This is a genomic window from Thiosulfatihalobacter marinus (assembly GCF_016019955.1).
Taxonomy (GTDB): domain Bacteria; phylum Pseudomonadota; class Alphaproteobacteria; order Rhodobacterales; family Rhodobacteraceae; genus Shimia; species Shimia marinus_A.
Genome location: NZ_JAECRZ010000001.1, coordinates 277,597 through 291,062, shown reverse-complemented (window position 1 = coordinate 291,062; position 13,466 = coordinate 277,597). Strand labels below are relative to the sequence as shown.

Here is a 13,466-nt window from a genome sequence, read left to right as displayed (position 1 = left end):
CCTGCTTGCCGAATGCCTTGAAATCCATGGCAACCCCTTCGGCTGGCGCCAAATCCAACCAGCCCAAAGATGGCACCCAAACAGCACGGCACGACACGAAACCGATACGCATGACGCGCCCAAGAAAAAGGCCCAGAGCCTCATGGGCTCCGGGCCAATCCCGGTCAGGCATTACGCCCGATCTTTATTCTTCGTCCAGCTCTTCGATCGCTTTTTGCAGATCGTCCTTGGACACGTCCTTGTCGGTCACCGTGGCCAGTTCGAACACATAATCGACAACCTTGTCTTCAAAGATCGGCGCGCGCAGCTGTTGCTGCATCTGGGCGTTCTGCTGCACGAATTCAAAGAACTGGCGCTCCTGGCCCGGATACTGGCGTGCCTGGTTCATGATCGCCTGCGTCATTTCCGCGTCAGACACCTCCACCTCGGCCTTCTGGCCCAGTTCGGCCAGCAGCAGCCCCAGACGCACACGGCGCTCTGCCAGCTTGGTGTGCTCTTCGGTCGGCTCGACTTCGGGGTGATCATGGCCTTCCACGTCCGGGTTTTCGTCATGCCACAGCTGATGGGCGATCTGGCCGGCTTCCGCCTCCACCAGCGTCGGCGGCAGATCGAACGACACCATTTCGTCCAGCTTGTCCAGCAACGCGCGCTTCATCACCGCGCGGGCGGCTCCGGCATATTCCGATTCCAGACGCTCGGTGATCTGGGCCTTCAGCCCGGCCAGATCCTCGGCCCCGAATTTCTGGGCCAGATCGTCATTGATTTCGGCGGCGGTCGGTTCTTTCACCTCTTTGATGGTGCACGAGAACACGGCCTCTTTCCCGGCCAGATGCTCGGCCTGGTACTCTTCCGGGAAGGTGACGGTCACGTCTTTTTCTTCCTCGGCCTTCACACCCACAAGCTGTTCTTCAAAGCCGGGGATGAACTGGTTCGAGCCAAGCACCAGCGGGAAATCTTCCGCCGATCCGCCCTCAAACGCCTCGCCGTCAACCTTGCCGACAAAATCCATCACCACCTGGTCGCCGTCCTTGGCCTTGGACCCCTTGCGGCGCGCCTTGAAATCCTGCGCGCTCTCGGCCAGGTTGCCCAGCGCCTCTTCCACGGCGGCCTCATCGGCCTTGACCACCATTTTCTCCAGGCTGACCGATTTCAGATCGACCTCGGGAATTTCAGGCAGCGCCTCATAAGACATCTCGACTTCCACGTCGGCGCCCGGCTTCCACTCTTCGCCGTTCTTCATCTCGACCTTGGGCTGAAGCGCCGGCTTTTCGCCCGACTCTTCGAAATGCCGGGTCATGGCGCCATCGATCGCTTCCTGCATGGCTTCGCCCAGCAGGCGCTCGCCGAACTGCTTTCTCAACAGCGGCATCGGCACCTTGCCCTTGCGGAACCCCTTCATCTCGATTTCGGGCTGCGCTTCGACCAGCTTTTCGTTGACTTTCTCGTCCAGTTCCGCGGCGGACACGACAATATTGTAGCCGCGCTTCAGACCTTCGTTCAGCGTTTCGGTGACCTGCATCAGGATTCCCCATAAGTAGCAGCGCGCGGGACGACCCCCGCGCGCAATCAAAAAAATCTGGCTTCTTCTAGAGTCCCTCACCGCCCGGTGCAAGGGGCATCTGCCCAGTTTCGCGCCCACCGGGCAGCGAATTGCGCAAGGTCAGAACCGGAACCGCGCACCAAGCATGTAGTGCTCGGCATCGCGATAGGCCACCGCCCCCGTGGTGTCGGTCAGACTGTAGGTCCGATATCCGAAATAGGCTTCAATGTTCTGCTTGTCGAACTTCTGCACAATCCCGAATCCAACCGCATCCCCACGTTCACCAACGACGAAATCGCTGCTCTCGTAATAATCGACAGATACAGCCGTCGATCCGACCGAAAGCCAGTTCCGGATGACGCCGACCTTGGCATAAAGGTAGTCGCCGCCGCCATCCACGGCACCGGCGGAAAACGCGCCGTTCAGGCCGCTATCCTTGTGCAACACGGCCACCGATCCTGTGGTCTGACGGCTTGTGCCCGTCGTCGCGTCCGTCCAGGCCGTGCCAAGCGCGGCGCTCACCGCCACCGCGTCGCTGCCCCCGGAATAGGTGGCCGCAATGTCGTAATAGGTATTGTCGTTGCCCGTTGCCAGAACCTCTTCACCAATCGCCGCCGACAGCTTGAACCCCGAGAATTCCGGCGTGTCATAGCGCAGGCGTGCACGCCGCGCACCGTCCAGATCCTTGAAATTGTCCTTCACCTGACGCGTCGTCAGCACCCCGGCGGCATTGCGGAACATGAAAGACCCGGCGGAATCGGGGATCGCCGAATAATTGACAAGCGTGGTCCCCGACATGTCCTTCTGGGACGCGCCATCGGTCGCCATGCTGCCCTGACCCACATAAACCTTGCCCCAGCTGCCGCCATAAGACAGATCGACCTTCCGAAGCTTGGTTTCGTCCCATGTCCAGTCCGGCGTGTTGGTCTGCGAAGTCGCGCTGGACGACGGCAGGCCAAGCGCGGTTTCAAAGTTGAAATCCAGCCCCTCGACACCCAGAATCCCCCGCGCCCACATGCCGATCCGCGTATTGGAATGATCGTTGTCCGTCAGGATGTCGGTGCTGCTCACGCCATCGTCAAACGACAGGAACGTGGGGTTGATCTGGCCATAGAAATCCACAGCGGCACTTTCCTGCGCCGCTGCCGTCGTTGCCAGCAGCCCCGCAACCCCGGCCAATGCTGCCTTGGTGCCAATACGATTGATGCGACGGACTTTCATGTTCTCACTCCAGGGATTTACAGTGCCTCGGGCTGGATATCAGCCGACTCGGCACAATCATTACACGAACAATGATGCCACATCCCGCGCGTCTCGTCACGGCAAGCCACGAAAAAACATCAGGAAAAATTCCATCTGTAGCGCAATGGCCATGACCCCACGTCACCCGTCCCGCCGCCACGCCCAACCTGCGCGATACCGCGCAAGTCAGGCGGGCACGCCCGCGCCGCCGGCCCTACACACCCAGATACCGGTCCGTCACATCCGGCGTCAGCGCCGCCAGCGGCCCGGTCCAGACACTCACACCCTTTTCCAGGATCACCGCCCGGTCGGCGACCGCCGCCAGTTCCCGGATCGACTTGTCGATCACCAGGATCGCCATCCCGGATTCCGCCTTCAGCCGCCCGATTGCCGCCCAGATTTCCTGGCGCACCACCGGCGCCAGCCCCTCTGTGGCCTCGTCCAGGATCAGCAGGCGCGGGTTGGTCATCAGCGCCCGCCCGATCGCCAGCATCTGCTGTTCGCCGCCGGAAAGCGAGGCCGCCCCCTGGTCGCGCCGCTCGCCCAGGCGCGGGAAAAGATCGCTCACCGCCGCAAAATCCCACGGTCCCGGCCGCGCCGCCGCGATCAGGTTCTCGAACACGCTCAGTGTGGCGAAACAGCGCCGCCCCTCGGGCACCAGCCCGATCCCCGCCCTTGCGGCGCGAAACGCCGGCAACCGCCCGATGTCACGCCCGTCAAACGCGACCGTGCCGTCACGATGCTTCAACAGACGGCAGATCACTTTCACCGTGGTTGACTTGCCCATGCCATTGCGCCCCATCAGCGCCACCACCTCGCCGGGCTGCACCGTCAGCGACACATCAAACAGCGCCTGGCTCGGCCCGTAAAAGGCCGACACACCCGACAGGTCCAACAGGCTCATGGCGCGCCCTCCTCGCCCAGATAGGCCCGGCGCACCTCGGGATCGCCGCGCACCTCCTGCACGCTGCCGCTGGCGATGATCCCGCCATAAACCAGCACGCTGATCCGGTCGGCCAGCGCGAAAACCGCGTCCATGTCATGTTCCACCAGCAGGATCGGCGCCTGCGTCTTCAGCCTGCGCAGGAAAGCCGTCATCGCGCGCGTGCCCTCTGCGCCCAGCCCCGCCATCGGCTCGTCCATCAGAAAGGCGCGCGGGCGCAGCGTCAGCGCCACCGCCACTTCCAGCTGGCGCCGCTGCCCATGGCTCAACTCAGCGGTGCGCACCCGCTCCACTCCGGCCAGCCCAACCTGCTCCAGCGCCGCGCGCGCCGCTTTCAGCAAGGCCGCGTCCCGCATTACGGGACGGAAGAACCTGAACACGCCGCCCCGCCGCCCCAGCGCCCCCAGCACAGCGTTCTGCAACACCGTGTATTCCATCGCCAGCGACGAGATCTGGAACGTCCGCCCCAGCCCCAGCCGCGCCCGCGCCGCCGTGCTCAGCGCGGTCACGTCGCGCCCGTCAAACAGCACCCGCCCGCGATCCGGTGCCAGCCCCCCGGCAATCTGCTGGATCAGCGTCGATTTTCCGGCCCCGTTCGGCCCGATCAGCGCGTGGATCTCTCCGGGACGCAGGTCCAGCCAGATATCGCGGCTCGCCTCCAGCGCGCCAAACGCCTTGCTCAGCCCCTCCACCTTCAGGATCGGCTCAGTCATGCGCCACCTCCCGGCCCGCGATCAGCCCGTAAAGCCCGCCCCGCGCAAACAGCACCACCCCCAGCAGGATCGCCCCCAGATACACCAGCCAGAACTCGCTGACACCGCCCAGAAGATGCTCCAGCAAAATGAACAGCGCCGCCCCCGCAACCGGGCCAAAAACCCGCCCGACACCGCCCAGAATGACAAACACCATGATCTCGCCGCTGGTCTGCCAGCTGAACATCGTCGGGCTGACAAACCGGTTCAGATCGGCAAACAGCGCCCCGGCCAACCCGGTGATCGCGCCCGAAATGGTAAAGGCCACAAGATAAAGCCGATAGGGCACCTGCCCCACCGCCTGCACCCGCGCCGCGTTCTGGCGCGCCGCGCTCAGCGCCAGCCCGAACGGCGCGCGCGCCGCGCGCGACACCACGAACAGAACCACCACCAGCCAGCCATAGCTGATCGCATAAAACGTGATCGGATCCATCGTGTTCAGCCCGAACAGGCCATTGCGCACATAGATCGAAAGCCCGTCCTCGCCGCCATAACTGGGCCAGCTGATCGTGAAGAAATAGAACATCTGCGCAAAGGCCAGCGTGATCATGATGAAATACACACCCGTCGTGCGCAACGACAGCGCCCCGATGCCCAGCGCCGCCAGCCCCGAGGCCATGATCGCCACCGCCCAGATCACCGGCATCGCCTTGCTGCCCTCGATCAGCAGCGGCCATTCCATCAACGGCGTATAGGTTTGCGCGTGATAGGCCAGGATGCCCATCGCATAGCCCCCGATCCCGAAAAACGCCGCGTGGCCCAGGCTCACCAGCCCGCCCAGCCCCAGCGCGAAATTCAGCCCCACCCCGGCAATGGCAAAGATCACCGCCCGCGTGCTCAGCGTGATCAGAAACGGCTCATCCGCGCTCCACGCCCATAGCGGAAAGACCAGCAAAACCGCCATCAACGCCATGTTCAGACTGCGCTCACGCCGCATCCCGGGCCCTCCCGAACAGGCCCGAAGGCCGAAAGATCAGCACCCCGGCCATCAGGATATAGATCGCCATGGACGACAACGACGCCCCCACCGACATCGCCGCCGACGGCGCCATCACCAGCCCGAAAAGCTGCGGCAACAGCAACCGGCCCAGCGTGTCGGTCAGCCCCACCAGCAACGCGCCCACCAGCGCCCCCTTGATCGATCCGATACCCCCGATCACGATCACCACGAAGGCCAGGATCAGCACCGGCTCGCCCATGCCCACCTGCACCGACTGGATCGCGCCGATCATCGCGCCCGCAATCCCGGCCAGCGCCGCGCCCAGCGCAAAGACCAGCGTGTAAAGCCGCGCGATATTCACCCCCAGCGCCCCGATCATCTCGCGATCGTTCTCGCCGGCGCGGATCTGGATGCCGATCCGCGTGCGCGCGATCATCCAGAACAACCCGGCAGCCACCACCAGCCCCGCCCCGATGATCGACAGCCGGTACAGGGAATACTCGATGCCAAAAGGCAGCATCACCGTCCCCGCAAGCCAGTCAGGCCGGTCCAGGAACAGCGGGAACGAGCCGAATACCCAGCGCGTGCCTTCCGAAAAAATCAGGATCAGCGCGAATGTCGCCAGCACCTGATCCAGATGATCCCGGTCATACAGTCGCCGGATCACCGTCATCTCCACCACAACACCCGCAAGGGCCGCCGCCACAAGGCTCGCCGCCAGCGCCAACAGGAACGATCCCGTCGCCCCCGCCACCGCGGCGGCGGCAAAGGCGCCCACCATGTACAGCGATCCATGCGCCAGGTTGATCAGCCCCATGACCCCGAAGATCAGCGTCAGCCCCGCCGCCATCAGGAACAGCATCATCCCGAATTGCAGCCCGTTCAGCGTCTGTTCGATCAAAAGCACCGTGCTCACGGCTGTCCATCCCCCCCGGACCCGCGCGTCGCATCGCGCCCTGATATCAGTCTCTCCCGGTTCTGCGGGTTTTCGCGCGGATTTCAACTCTCCAGGCCGATCCCCGGCGCAAAAGCCCCGCAACCTGTGGCATTTTCAAACAAAAAGGGCGCCAACCGGCGCCCTCTTGACCGCGCGGTTCAGGTGTTGAACAGGAAATGCAGAACATCCCCGTCCTTCACCTCGTATCCCTTGCCCTCGGCGCGCATCCTGCCCGCTTCCTTGGCGCCCTGTTCGCCGTTGCAGGCGATAAAATCGTCATAGGCGATGGTCTCGGCCCGGATGAAACCCTTTTCGAAATCACCATGGATCACACCCGCCGCCTGCGGCGCCAGCGTGCCCTGCCGGATGGTCCAGGCGCGCGCCTCCTTGGGACCGACGGTGAAATAGGTCTCCAGGTGCAACAGCTCGTATCCGGCCCGGATCAACCGGTCCAGCCCGGCCTCCTCCAGCCCCATTTCCTCCAGGAACATCGCCGCCTCATCGTCTTCCAGCTGGCTGATCTCTTCCTCGATCTGGGCCGAGATGATCACATGGGAATTGCCCTGCGCCGCGGCCATTTCCGCCACCCTGGCGGAATATGCGTTGCCCTGCGCCGCCTCGGATTCACCGACATTGCAGACATACAGCACCGGCTTGGTGGTCAGCAGCTGCAACAGCTTCCACGCCTTGGCGTCTTCCGCGTTCACCTCGACAACCCGCGCGGGCTGGCCATCTTCCAGCACCGCCTGCGCCGCCGCCAGCAACCGGTCCTGCTGCTGGGCCTCCTTGTCATTGCCCTTCAGCTTGCGCACCAGATTGGCGCGCCGCTTCTCGATGCTTTCCAGATCGGCCAGCATCAGCTCGGTCTCGATCGTGTCCGCATCGGCCACCGGATCGACGCGCCCCTCCACATGGGTCACATCGCCATCCTCGAAACAGCGCAGCACATGGGCAATCGCGTCCACCTCGCGGATATTGGCCAGAAACTGGTTGCCCAGCCCCTCGCCCTTGCTGGCGCCCTTCACCAGCCCGGCGATATCCACGAATGTCATCCGCGTCGGGATCACCTGTTTGGACTTGGCAATCGCCGCCAGCCTGTCCAGCCGCGCATCAGGCACGCCCACTTCGCCCACATTCGGCTCGATCGTGCAGAACGGGAAATTCGCCGCCTGCGCCGCCGCCGTCCGCGTCAGCGCATTGAAAAGGGTCGACTTGCCCACATTGGGCAGCCCCACGATCCCCATCTTGAAACCCATCCCGGCCTCCTGTCACAAACTCGTCGTGGCAATAGGCAAAGTTTGGAGGGGGCGCAAGCCGCGTGTTACCCTGGTTTCAGGAGGACCAGCCCATGACATTCGCGCCCTTTCTTCGCTTTGACGGAAACGCCGCCGAGGCCATGACCTTTTATGCCGACCTGTTCGGCGCCGACGAAATCCAGATCCTGCGCTTCTCGGATGCCCCGCCCGAGGCAAACCTGCCCCCGTCGGACGCGGTGATGTATTCGCATATCATGCTGGGCGCGCACGCGCTCATGGCCTCGGACTCCATGCCGGGCCAGCCATTCCAGCCGCAAATGTCGGTTAGCGTGAATCATTCCGTCGCCACCCCCGAGGAAGGCCAGGCCATATTCGACCGTCTGGCCGAGGGCGGCGACGTGACCATGCCCTATGGGCCGGTCTTCTTTGCCCCGGCATTCGGCATGGTGCGTGACCGCTTTGGCACCAACTGGATGATCGGCGTCGCCCCCACCTAGGCCCACTTGACGCTTTGCCGCCTCCCTCTTGCCATACGCGCAATTCATGCGCATCCTTCCCGCCATGACATCGGTTTTGACAGGCAAGGGAGTCACACCATGAAGAATACCCTGCTCTGCGGTCTCGCCGCGCTCGGCCTTGCCGCCACCGCCGCCCCCGCCCCCGCCCAGGAGGTGATCGTCGGGCTGGGCTATTCCGACTTCTCGCTGGGCAACGCCATCGACAGCGCCGCCATCGAACTGGAATACCAAAGTGCCCCGTTCTACAGTGTCGGCAACCTGTCGGTCAGCTGGGGCGCGGTTCTGGGAACCGATCTTGAAGGCGATGCCTTTGTCGGGGCGGGGATCGTCAACAAGTACAATTTCGATGACCGCTGGTTTGCCGAGCTGAGCCTGATGCCCGGCGCCTATTTCGAAGGTCCGGCGGTGAACGATCTGGGCGACACGCTGGAATTCCGCACCCTGCTGGGGCTGGGCTATACCCTGAAGAACAACGCCGCCCTGTCGCTGGCCTTCGTGCATAAATCCAACGCCGGCATCTCCACCACCAATCCCGGGGTAAACACCGTGCTGCTGCGGTATCACTACCGGTTCTGAACCCTCCCGGTGCGAATGCGGGCGGGATTGATTTCCCCTGCCGGTTCCGGCACATGGGAACCGATCAGCAAAAGGGACCAGGTGATGACTCGCATCGACGCCAAATTCGCAGAGCTCCGGGCCGCCGGGAAAAAGGCTTTCGTGGCCTATGTCATGGCCGGCGATCCCGATTACGAAACCTCGCTGGACATCGTGCGGGGCCTGCCCGGCGCCGGGGTCGACGTGATCGAACTGGGCCTGCCCTTCACCGATCCCATGGCCGACGGCCCGACCATCCAACTGGCCGGTCAGCGCGCGCTCGACGCGGGCATGACCCTGCAAAAAACACTCGATCTGGCGACCGAGTTCCGCAAGACCGATACCACCACCCCGATCGTGCTGATGGGCTATTACAATCCGATCTATTCGCGCGGCGTCGAGAAGTTCCTGTCCGATGCCAGGGCGGCCGGGATCGACGGGCTGATCGTGGTCGATCTGCCCCCCGAGGAAGATGACGAACTGTGCATCCCGGCCCAGGCCGCCGGCATGAATTTCATCCGCCTGGCAACCCCAACCACCGATGACCGGCGCCTGCCCAAGGTGATGCAGAACACCTCCGGCTTTGTCTATTACGTGTCGATCACCGGCATCACCGGATCCGCCGAGGCCGAGGCGGGCGATGTCGGCCCCGAAGTGGCGCGTATCAAGGCGGCAACCGACCTGCCGGTGATCGTCGGTTTCGGCATCAACACGCCGGAAAAATCCCGCGCCATCGCCTCTGTCGCGGACGGTGCCGTGGTTGGCTCGGCCATCGTCGGCCAGATCGGCGCAGGCAAGCCTGTGTCCGAAGTGCTGGAGTTTGTAAAAACCCTCTCCGACGGCGCGCATTCGGCCTGAGGTTTGTGCCGGGCAGCGCCCGACCGGGGTGGGCGCAAACACCCTCTGAACGAAGCGCTTTATCCATCCAATATCTACCATGTTGGAGCCTGGCTCCAACCTCACAAAAGCGCCCGCCCATGGGGCGGTCGGGCGCTGCCCGGCGGCGTGCAGAGCACGCCTTTATTCCGGGCCTTCACTCCCACAAATCTCTTGATCCATTTCCCGCCCCTGCTACGCTTCGGTCGCTCAAGTCGGCAGGCAGTGAGCTTTAATCGGTGTGTGCCATTTCCGCGTTTTTCATCTCCGGAGGACCCGAAATGGAGCAGAACACCACCCCCCGCAAACGTCGCGGCCGCAAGAACCCACCCGTCAGCCGGGCCGGCGCCGATGCCTTTTCGCTGGATCACATCATCGCCCCGCGCGCAGGGTTCGGCTTTCTCGACGACACCCGCCTTGAAACACTGAAACAGCGTGTCCACACCCTGCTCGAAGATTACGGCATGACCATCGTGCACCCCGCCGCCCAGGAGGCGCTGCGCAAGGCCGGTGCCACCGAAGCCGCCGAGGCCGGGCGCTTCCGCCTGCCCCGCGCGCTGGTCAACGAGGCGCTCGCCGCCACGCCCAAATCCTGCACCCTCGCGGGCAAGACCCGTCCCTTCGACATGAACGTGCCGCGCGGCGACAAGGGCTTCATCCTGCGCACCGGCACCGGCGGGCATGGCTATGTCGATCCGCGCGATGCCTCATACCGCAACATGGATCTCACCGCCGCGGGCGAGATCGCCGCCGTGGCCGACACGCTTGATCAGGTCGGCTTCATCGCCCATCCCTTCGTGCATGGCGTGCCCGAAGTCACGTCCGACATCCATTCCTATGCCCGCATCACCAGCCACACCAACAAACATGTCTGGATGCAGCCCTACCAGAAGGAAAACGTCGACTACCTGCTGAAAATCGCCGCCATCGCCGCCGGGGGCGAAGACGCCCTGCGCGCATATCCGTCCACCAGCACCATCACCTGTTCCTTCTCGCCGCTGGAATTTAAACACATGGACACCGAGGTGATCATCGCCTGCGGCAAATACGGCGTCCCGGTCCATGCCTGCTCGCTGCCCAGCGCCGGCGGCACCGCGCCGCTGTCGCCCGCCGCGCTGGCGCTGATGGCCGTGGCCGAGATCGTCGGCATGGTGACAATGGCCCATGTGCTCTCGCCCGGCCTGCCGGTGATCGCCACGCCGCTGATGTTCGCGCTCGACATGCGCACCGGCTCGGCCCTGCAATCCAGCGTCGAGGCGCTTCAGGCCGCCGCCCTCTCGATCCAGATGGTCAAACAGGGCTATGGGCTCATGGCCCACACCTATGGCTCCGGCTCGGACACGCCCGACGCCGATCACCAGTCGATGGCCGAACGCGCGCTCCTGATGCAAACCGTGGCCCTGTCAGGCGCCGACATCCTTGGCGGCATCGGCCAGCTGGAATGCGCCACCGTGTTCAGCCCGGTGCAGGCCGTTCTGGACAACGAGATCGGCGCCATGACGCGCCGCTTCATCCGCACCCCCGACATCACTGACGAGGCGCTCAATTTCGATGAAATGATGCGCGTCGCCCAGGGCGGCCACTTCCTTGACAGCGACCACACCGTCGCCGGGTGCCGCGATCAGCACATCCCGCGCGTGTTTCAGCGCATGGGGCGCGACGATTACGAATCCTGCGGCCGCCGCGCGGCCTTTGATGTCGCCCGCGATCAGGCGCTGGCCGCGATCAGCGCCCAGCCCAAAGGCGGTGTGCTGTCGCAGGATCAGCGCCGCGAAATCGCCGCCCTTGCCAAAGCCGCCGACAAGCATATCGTCGAGGTTTATTCCGGCGCCGGCGCGGTCGACACGATCTGACCGACCCATTCGCGCGAACTCACGTCCCGCTATCGCAGTGCCGCCGCCCCTGCGGCCAATTTCCCGTTGCGTCAATCAGGCCTCATTGGTAAAGAACATTTACCAATATGAGGGAAAGTGAGCCATTATGCCCGTCATCACCTGCATCGACGATCTCAAACGCCTCTATCACCGCCGCGTGCCGCGCATGTTCTACGACTACGCCGAATCCGGCAGCTGGACGGAACAGACCTTTCGCGAGAACAGCTCGGATTTTGACAGGATCTACCTGAAACAGCGCGTCGCCGTGGACATGACCAACCGGTCCACCGCAACCCGGATGATCGGTCAGGACGTGGCCATGCCCGTCGCCCTTGCGCCCGTGGGCCTCACAGGGATGCAATGCGCCGATGGCGAGATCAAGGCCGCCCGCGCCGCCGAGAAATTCGGCGTGCCCTTCACGCTGTCCACCATGTCGATCAACTCGATCGAAGAGGTTGCCGAGGCCACCACCAAACCCTTCTGGTTTCAGCTCTATACCATGCGTGACACCGATTATGTCAGCCGCCTGATCCAGCGTGCCAGGGATGCCAAATGTTCGGCTCTGGTGATCACGCTGGATCTGCAAATTCTGGGCCAGCGCCACAAGGATCTGAAAAACGGCCTCTCCGCCCCGCCCAAACTGACGCCGTCGACCATTGCCAACCTGATGACGAAATGGTCCTGGGGCATCGAGATGCTGGGCGCCAAACGGCGCAATTTCGGCAATATCGTCGGCCATGTCGACGGCATCTCGGATGCGGCCGATCTGGGCGCCTGGACCCGCGAGAGCTTTGACCACTCGCTGGATTGGGACAAGGTGCGCAAGCTCAAGGAAGAATGGGGCGGCAAGGTCATCCTCAAGGGCATTCTGGATGCCGAGGATGCCAGGATGGCCCTGTCGGTGGGGGCCGACGCCATCATCGTGTCCAACCATGGCGGGCGCCAGCTTGACGGCGCGCTGTCCTCGATCCGCGCCCTGCCCGCGATCCTGGATGCGGTGGGCGACAAGATCGAAGTCCATCTCGACAGCGGCATCCGCTCGGGCCAGGACGTGCTCAAGGCCATGGCGATGGGCGCCAAGGGCACCTATATCGGGCGCGCCTTTGTCTACGGGCTTGGCGCCATGGGCCAGAAGGGTGTCGAAGAGGCGCTGCGCGTGATCCACAACGAGATGGACATCTCCATGGCGCTGTGCGGGCATCGCCGCATTGACGAGGTGAACCGCGACATCCTTCTGATCCCGGAAGATTTCGAAGGCCGCTGGCAATAGGCCACGCCCTGGCAACTGGACAGCCCCCGCCCGGCGCGCAATAGTGTCGCCGGGCATATCAGGGGCAGGTCATTTGCTGGTCTTTTTCAAACAGAATCTCGCGTTTCTTTCCGTGCCGAAAACCGGCACCACCGCCTACGAGCTTGCCCTGCGCCCCGCCGCCGACATCGTGTTCACCAAGGCCACCAAACACATGACCGTGGGCAAGTTCCACGCACGCTTTGCGCCCTTTCTCGAACAAACCTACGGTCTCAGGCCCGAACGTATCGCGGTGATGCGCGATCCCGTCGATGTGATCCGCAGCTGGTACAGATACCGCAGCCCGGATCGCATGGGCGACAACAAGCATTGCCACGGCGGGGTCAGCTTTGACGACTACGTGCTTGACGTGATCTCGGACAAGCCGTCCAGGCCCGCCGGGATCGGCAACCAGCACAGCTTTCTCACGCTTGCGGGGCGCGGCCTGCCGATCCACCACCTCTTTGCCTATGACCGCCAGCGCCTGCTGCGCGATTTCCTGGCCGAACGTTTCGGACGCGAAGTCGAACCCAGGCAAAAGAATGTCTCGCCCGAAATCCCCGCCCCCCTTTCGCCCGATGTCGAGGCGAAACTGCGCGCCGCCCGCGCCGCCGAATTCGCGCTTTATGACCGTATTCAACAGGCCGATGGCGTGCTGCGCGCCTATTGTGAGCGATAGCGCCGAAAAACCGCCGCTCCGGGGCCA

Annotated in this window: 13 protein-coding genes; 6 read left to right on the top strand and 7 right to left on the bottom strand. The window is 63.7% G+C overall.

Going from position 1 to position 13,466, the window contains the following annotated elements:
* Positions 1-184: 184 nt before the first annotated feature.
* The 7 genes from tig to ychF form a co-directional block, all read right to left on the bottom strand.
* Entirely contained in the window at positions 185-1,519 is a 1,335-nt protein-coding gene (gene tig, locus I3253_RS01390; RefSeq protein ID WP_197915830.1) for a trigger factor, read from the bottom strand.
* Positions 1,520-1,660: 141 nt separating this feature from the next.
* Positions 1,661-2,761 (bottom strand): porin family protein, encoded by a 1,101-nt coding sequence (locus I3253_RS01385; RefSeq protein WP_197915829.1) that lies wholly within the window; start codon positions 2,759-2,761, stop codon positions 1,661-1,663.
* 235 nt (positions 2,762-2,996) lie between these two features.
* Entirely contained in the window at positions 2,997-3,686 is a 690-nt protein-coding gene (locus I3253_RS01380; protein WP_197915828.1) for an ABC transporter ATP-binding protein, read from the bottom strand.
* Positions 3,683-4,438 (bottom strand): ABC transporter ATP-binding protein, encoded by a 756-nt coding sequence (locus I3253_RS01375; RefSeq protein ID WP_197915827.1) that lies wholly within the window; start codon positions 4,436-4,438, stop codon positions 3,683-3,685. Before I3253_RS01375 ends, I3253_RS01380 begins: the two co-directional genes overlap by 4 nt.
* Positions 4,431-5,414 (bottom strand): branched-chain amino acid ABC transporter permease, encoded by a 984-nt coding sequence (locus I3253_RS01370; RefSeq protein ID WP_197915826.1) that lies wholly within the window; start codon positions 5,412-5,414, stop codon positions 4,431-4,433. The genes I3253_RS01375 and I3253_RS01370 overlap by 8 nt, the downstream gene beginning before the upstream one ends.
* Complete coding sequence (locus tag I3253_RS01365; RefSeq protein ID WP_197915825.1) at positions 5,404-6,333, bottom strand: branched-chain amino acid ABC transporter permease; 930 nt, start codon at positions 6,331-6,333, stop codon at positions 5,404-5,406. The genes I3253_RS01370 and I3253_RS01365 overlap by 11 nt, the downstream gene beginning before the upstream one ends.
* A 179-nt stretch (positions 6,334-6,512) precedes the next feature.
* Entirely contained in the window at positions 6,513-7,610 is a 1,098-nt protein-coding gene (gene ychF, locus I3253_RS01360) for a redox-regulated ATPase YchF (protein ID WP_197915824.1), read from the bottom strand.
* Between the two features lie 92 nt (positions 7,611-7,702).
* Between ychF and I3253_RS01355 the strand changes: the two genes are divergently transcribed.
* The 6 genes from I3253_RS01355 to I3253_RS01330 all read left to right on the top strand — a co-directional run bounded on the left by I3253_RS01355 (position 7,703) and on the right by I3253_RS01330 (position 13,439).
* Positions 7,703-8,107, top strand: a complete 405-nt coding sequence (locus tag I3253_RS01355; RefSeq protein ID WP_197915823.1) for a VOC family protein — start codon at positions 7,703-7,705, stop codon at positions 8,105-8,107.
* 99 nt (positions 8,108-8,206) lie between these two features.
* Complete coding sequence (locus I3253_RS01350; protein ID WP_197915822.1) at positions 8,207-8,704, top strand: acyloxyacyl hydrolase; 498 nt, start codon at positions 8,207-8,209, stop codon at positions 8,702-8,704.
* Between the two features lie 84 nt (positions 8,705-8,788).
* Complete coding sequence (gene trpA / locus I3253_RS01345) at positions 8,789-9,580, top strand: tryptophan synthase subunit alpha (protein WP_197915821.1); 792 nt, start codon at positions 8,789-8,791, stop codon at positions 9,578-9,580.
* Positions 9,581-9,879: 299 nt separating this feature from the next.
* Positions 9,880-11,451, top strand: coding sequence for a trimethylamine methyltransferase family protein (locus tag I3253_RS01340; protein WP_197915820.1), 1,572 nt, complete (start codon positions 9,880-9,882; stop codon positions 11,449-11,451).
* Between the two features lie 127 nt (positions 11,452-11,578).
* A complete protein-coding gene (locus I3253_RS01335; RefSeq protein ID WP_197915819.1) occupies positions 11,579-12,742 on the top strand; it encodes an alpha-hydroxy acid oxidase in 1,164 nt (387 codons plus the stop codon).
* A 73-nt stretch (positions 12,743-12,815) separates the two neighbouring features.
* Positions 12,816-13,439 carry a hypothetical protein gene (locus tag I3253_RS01330; protein ID WP_197915818.1) on the top strand — a complete coding sequence of 208 codons (624 nt, stop codon included), beginning with the start codon at positions 12,816-12,818 and terminating at the stop codon, positions 13,437-13,439.
* The last annotated feature ends 27 nt before the right edge of the window (positions 13,440-13,466 follow it).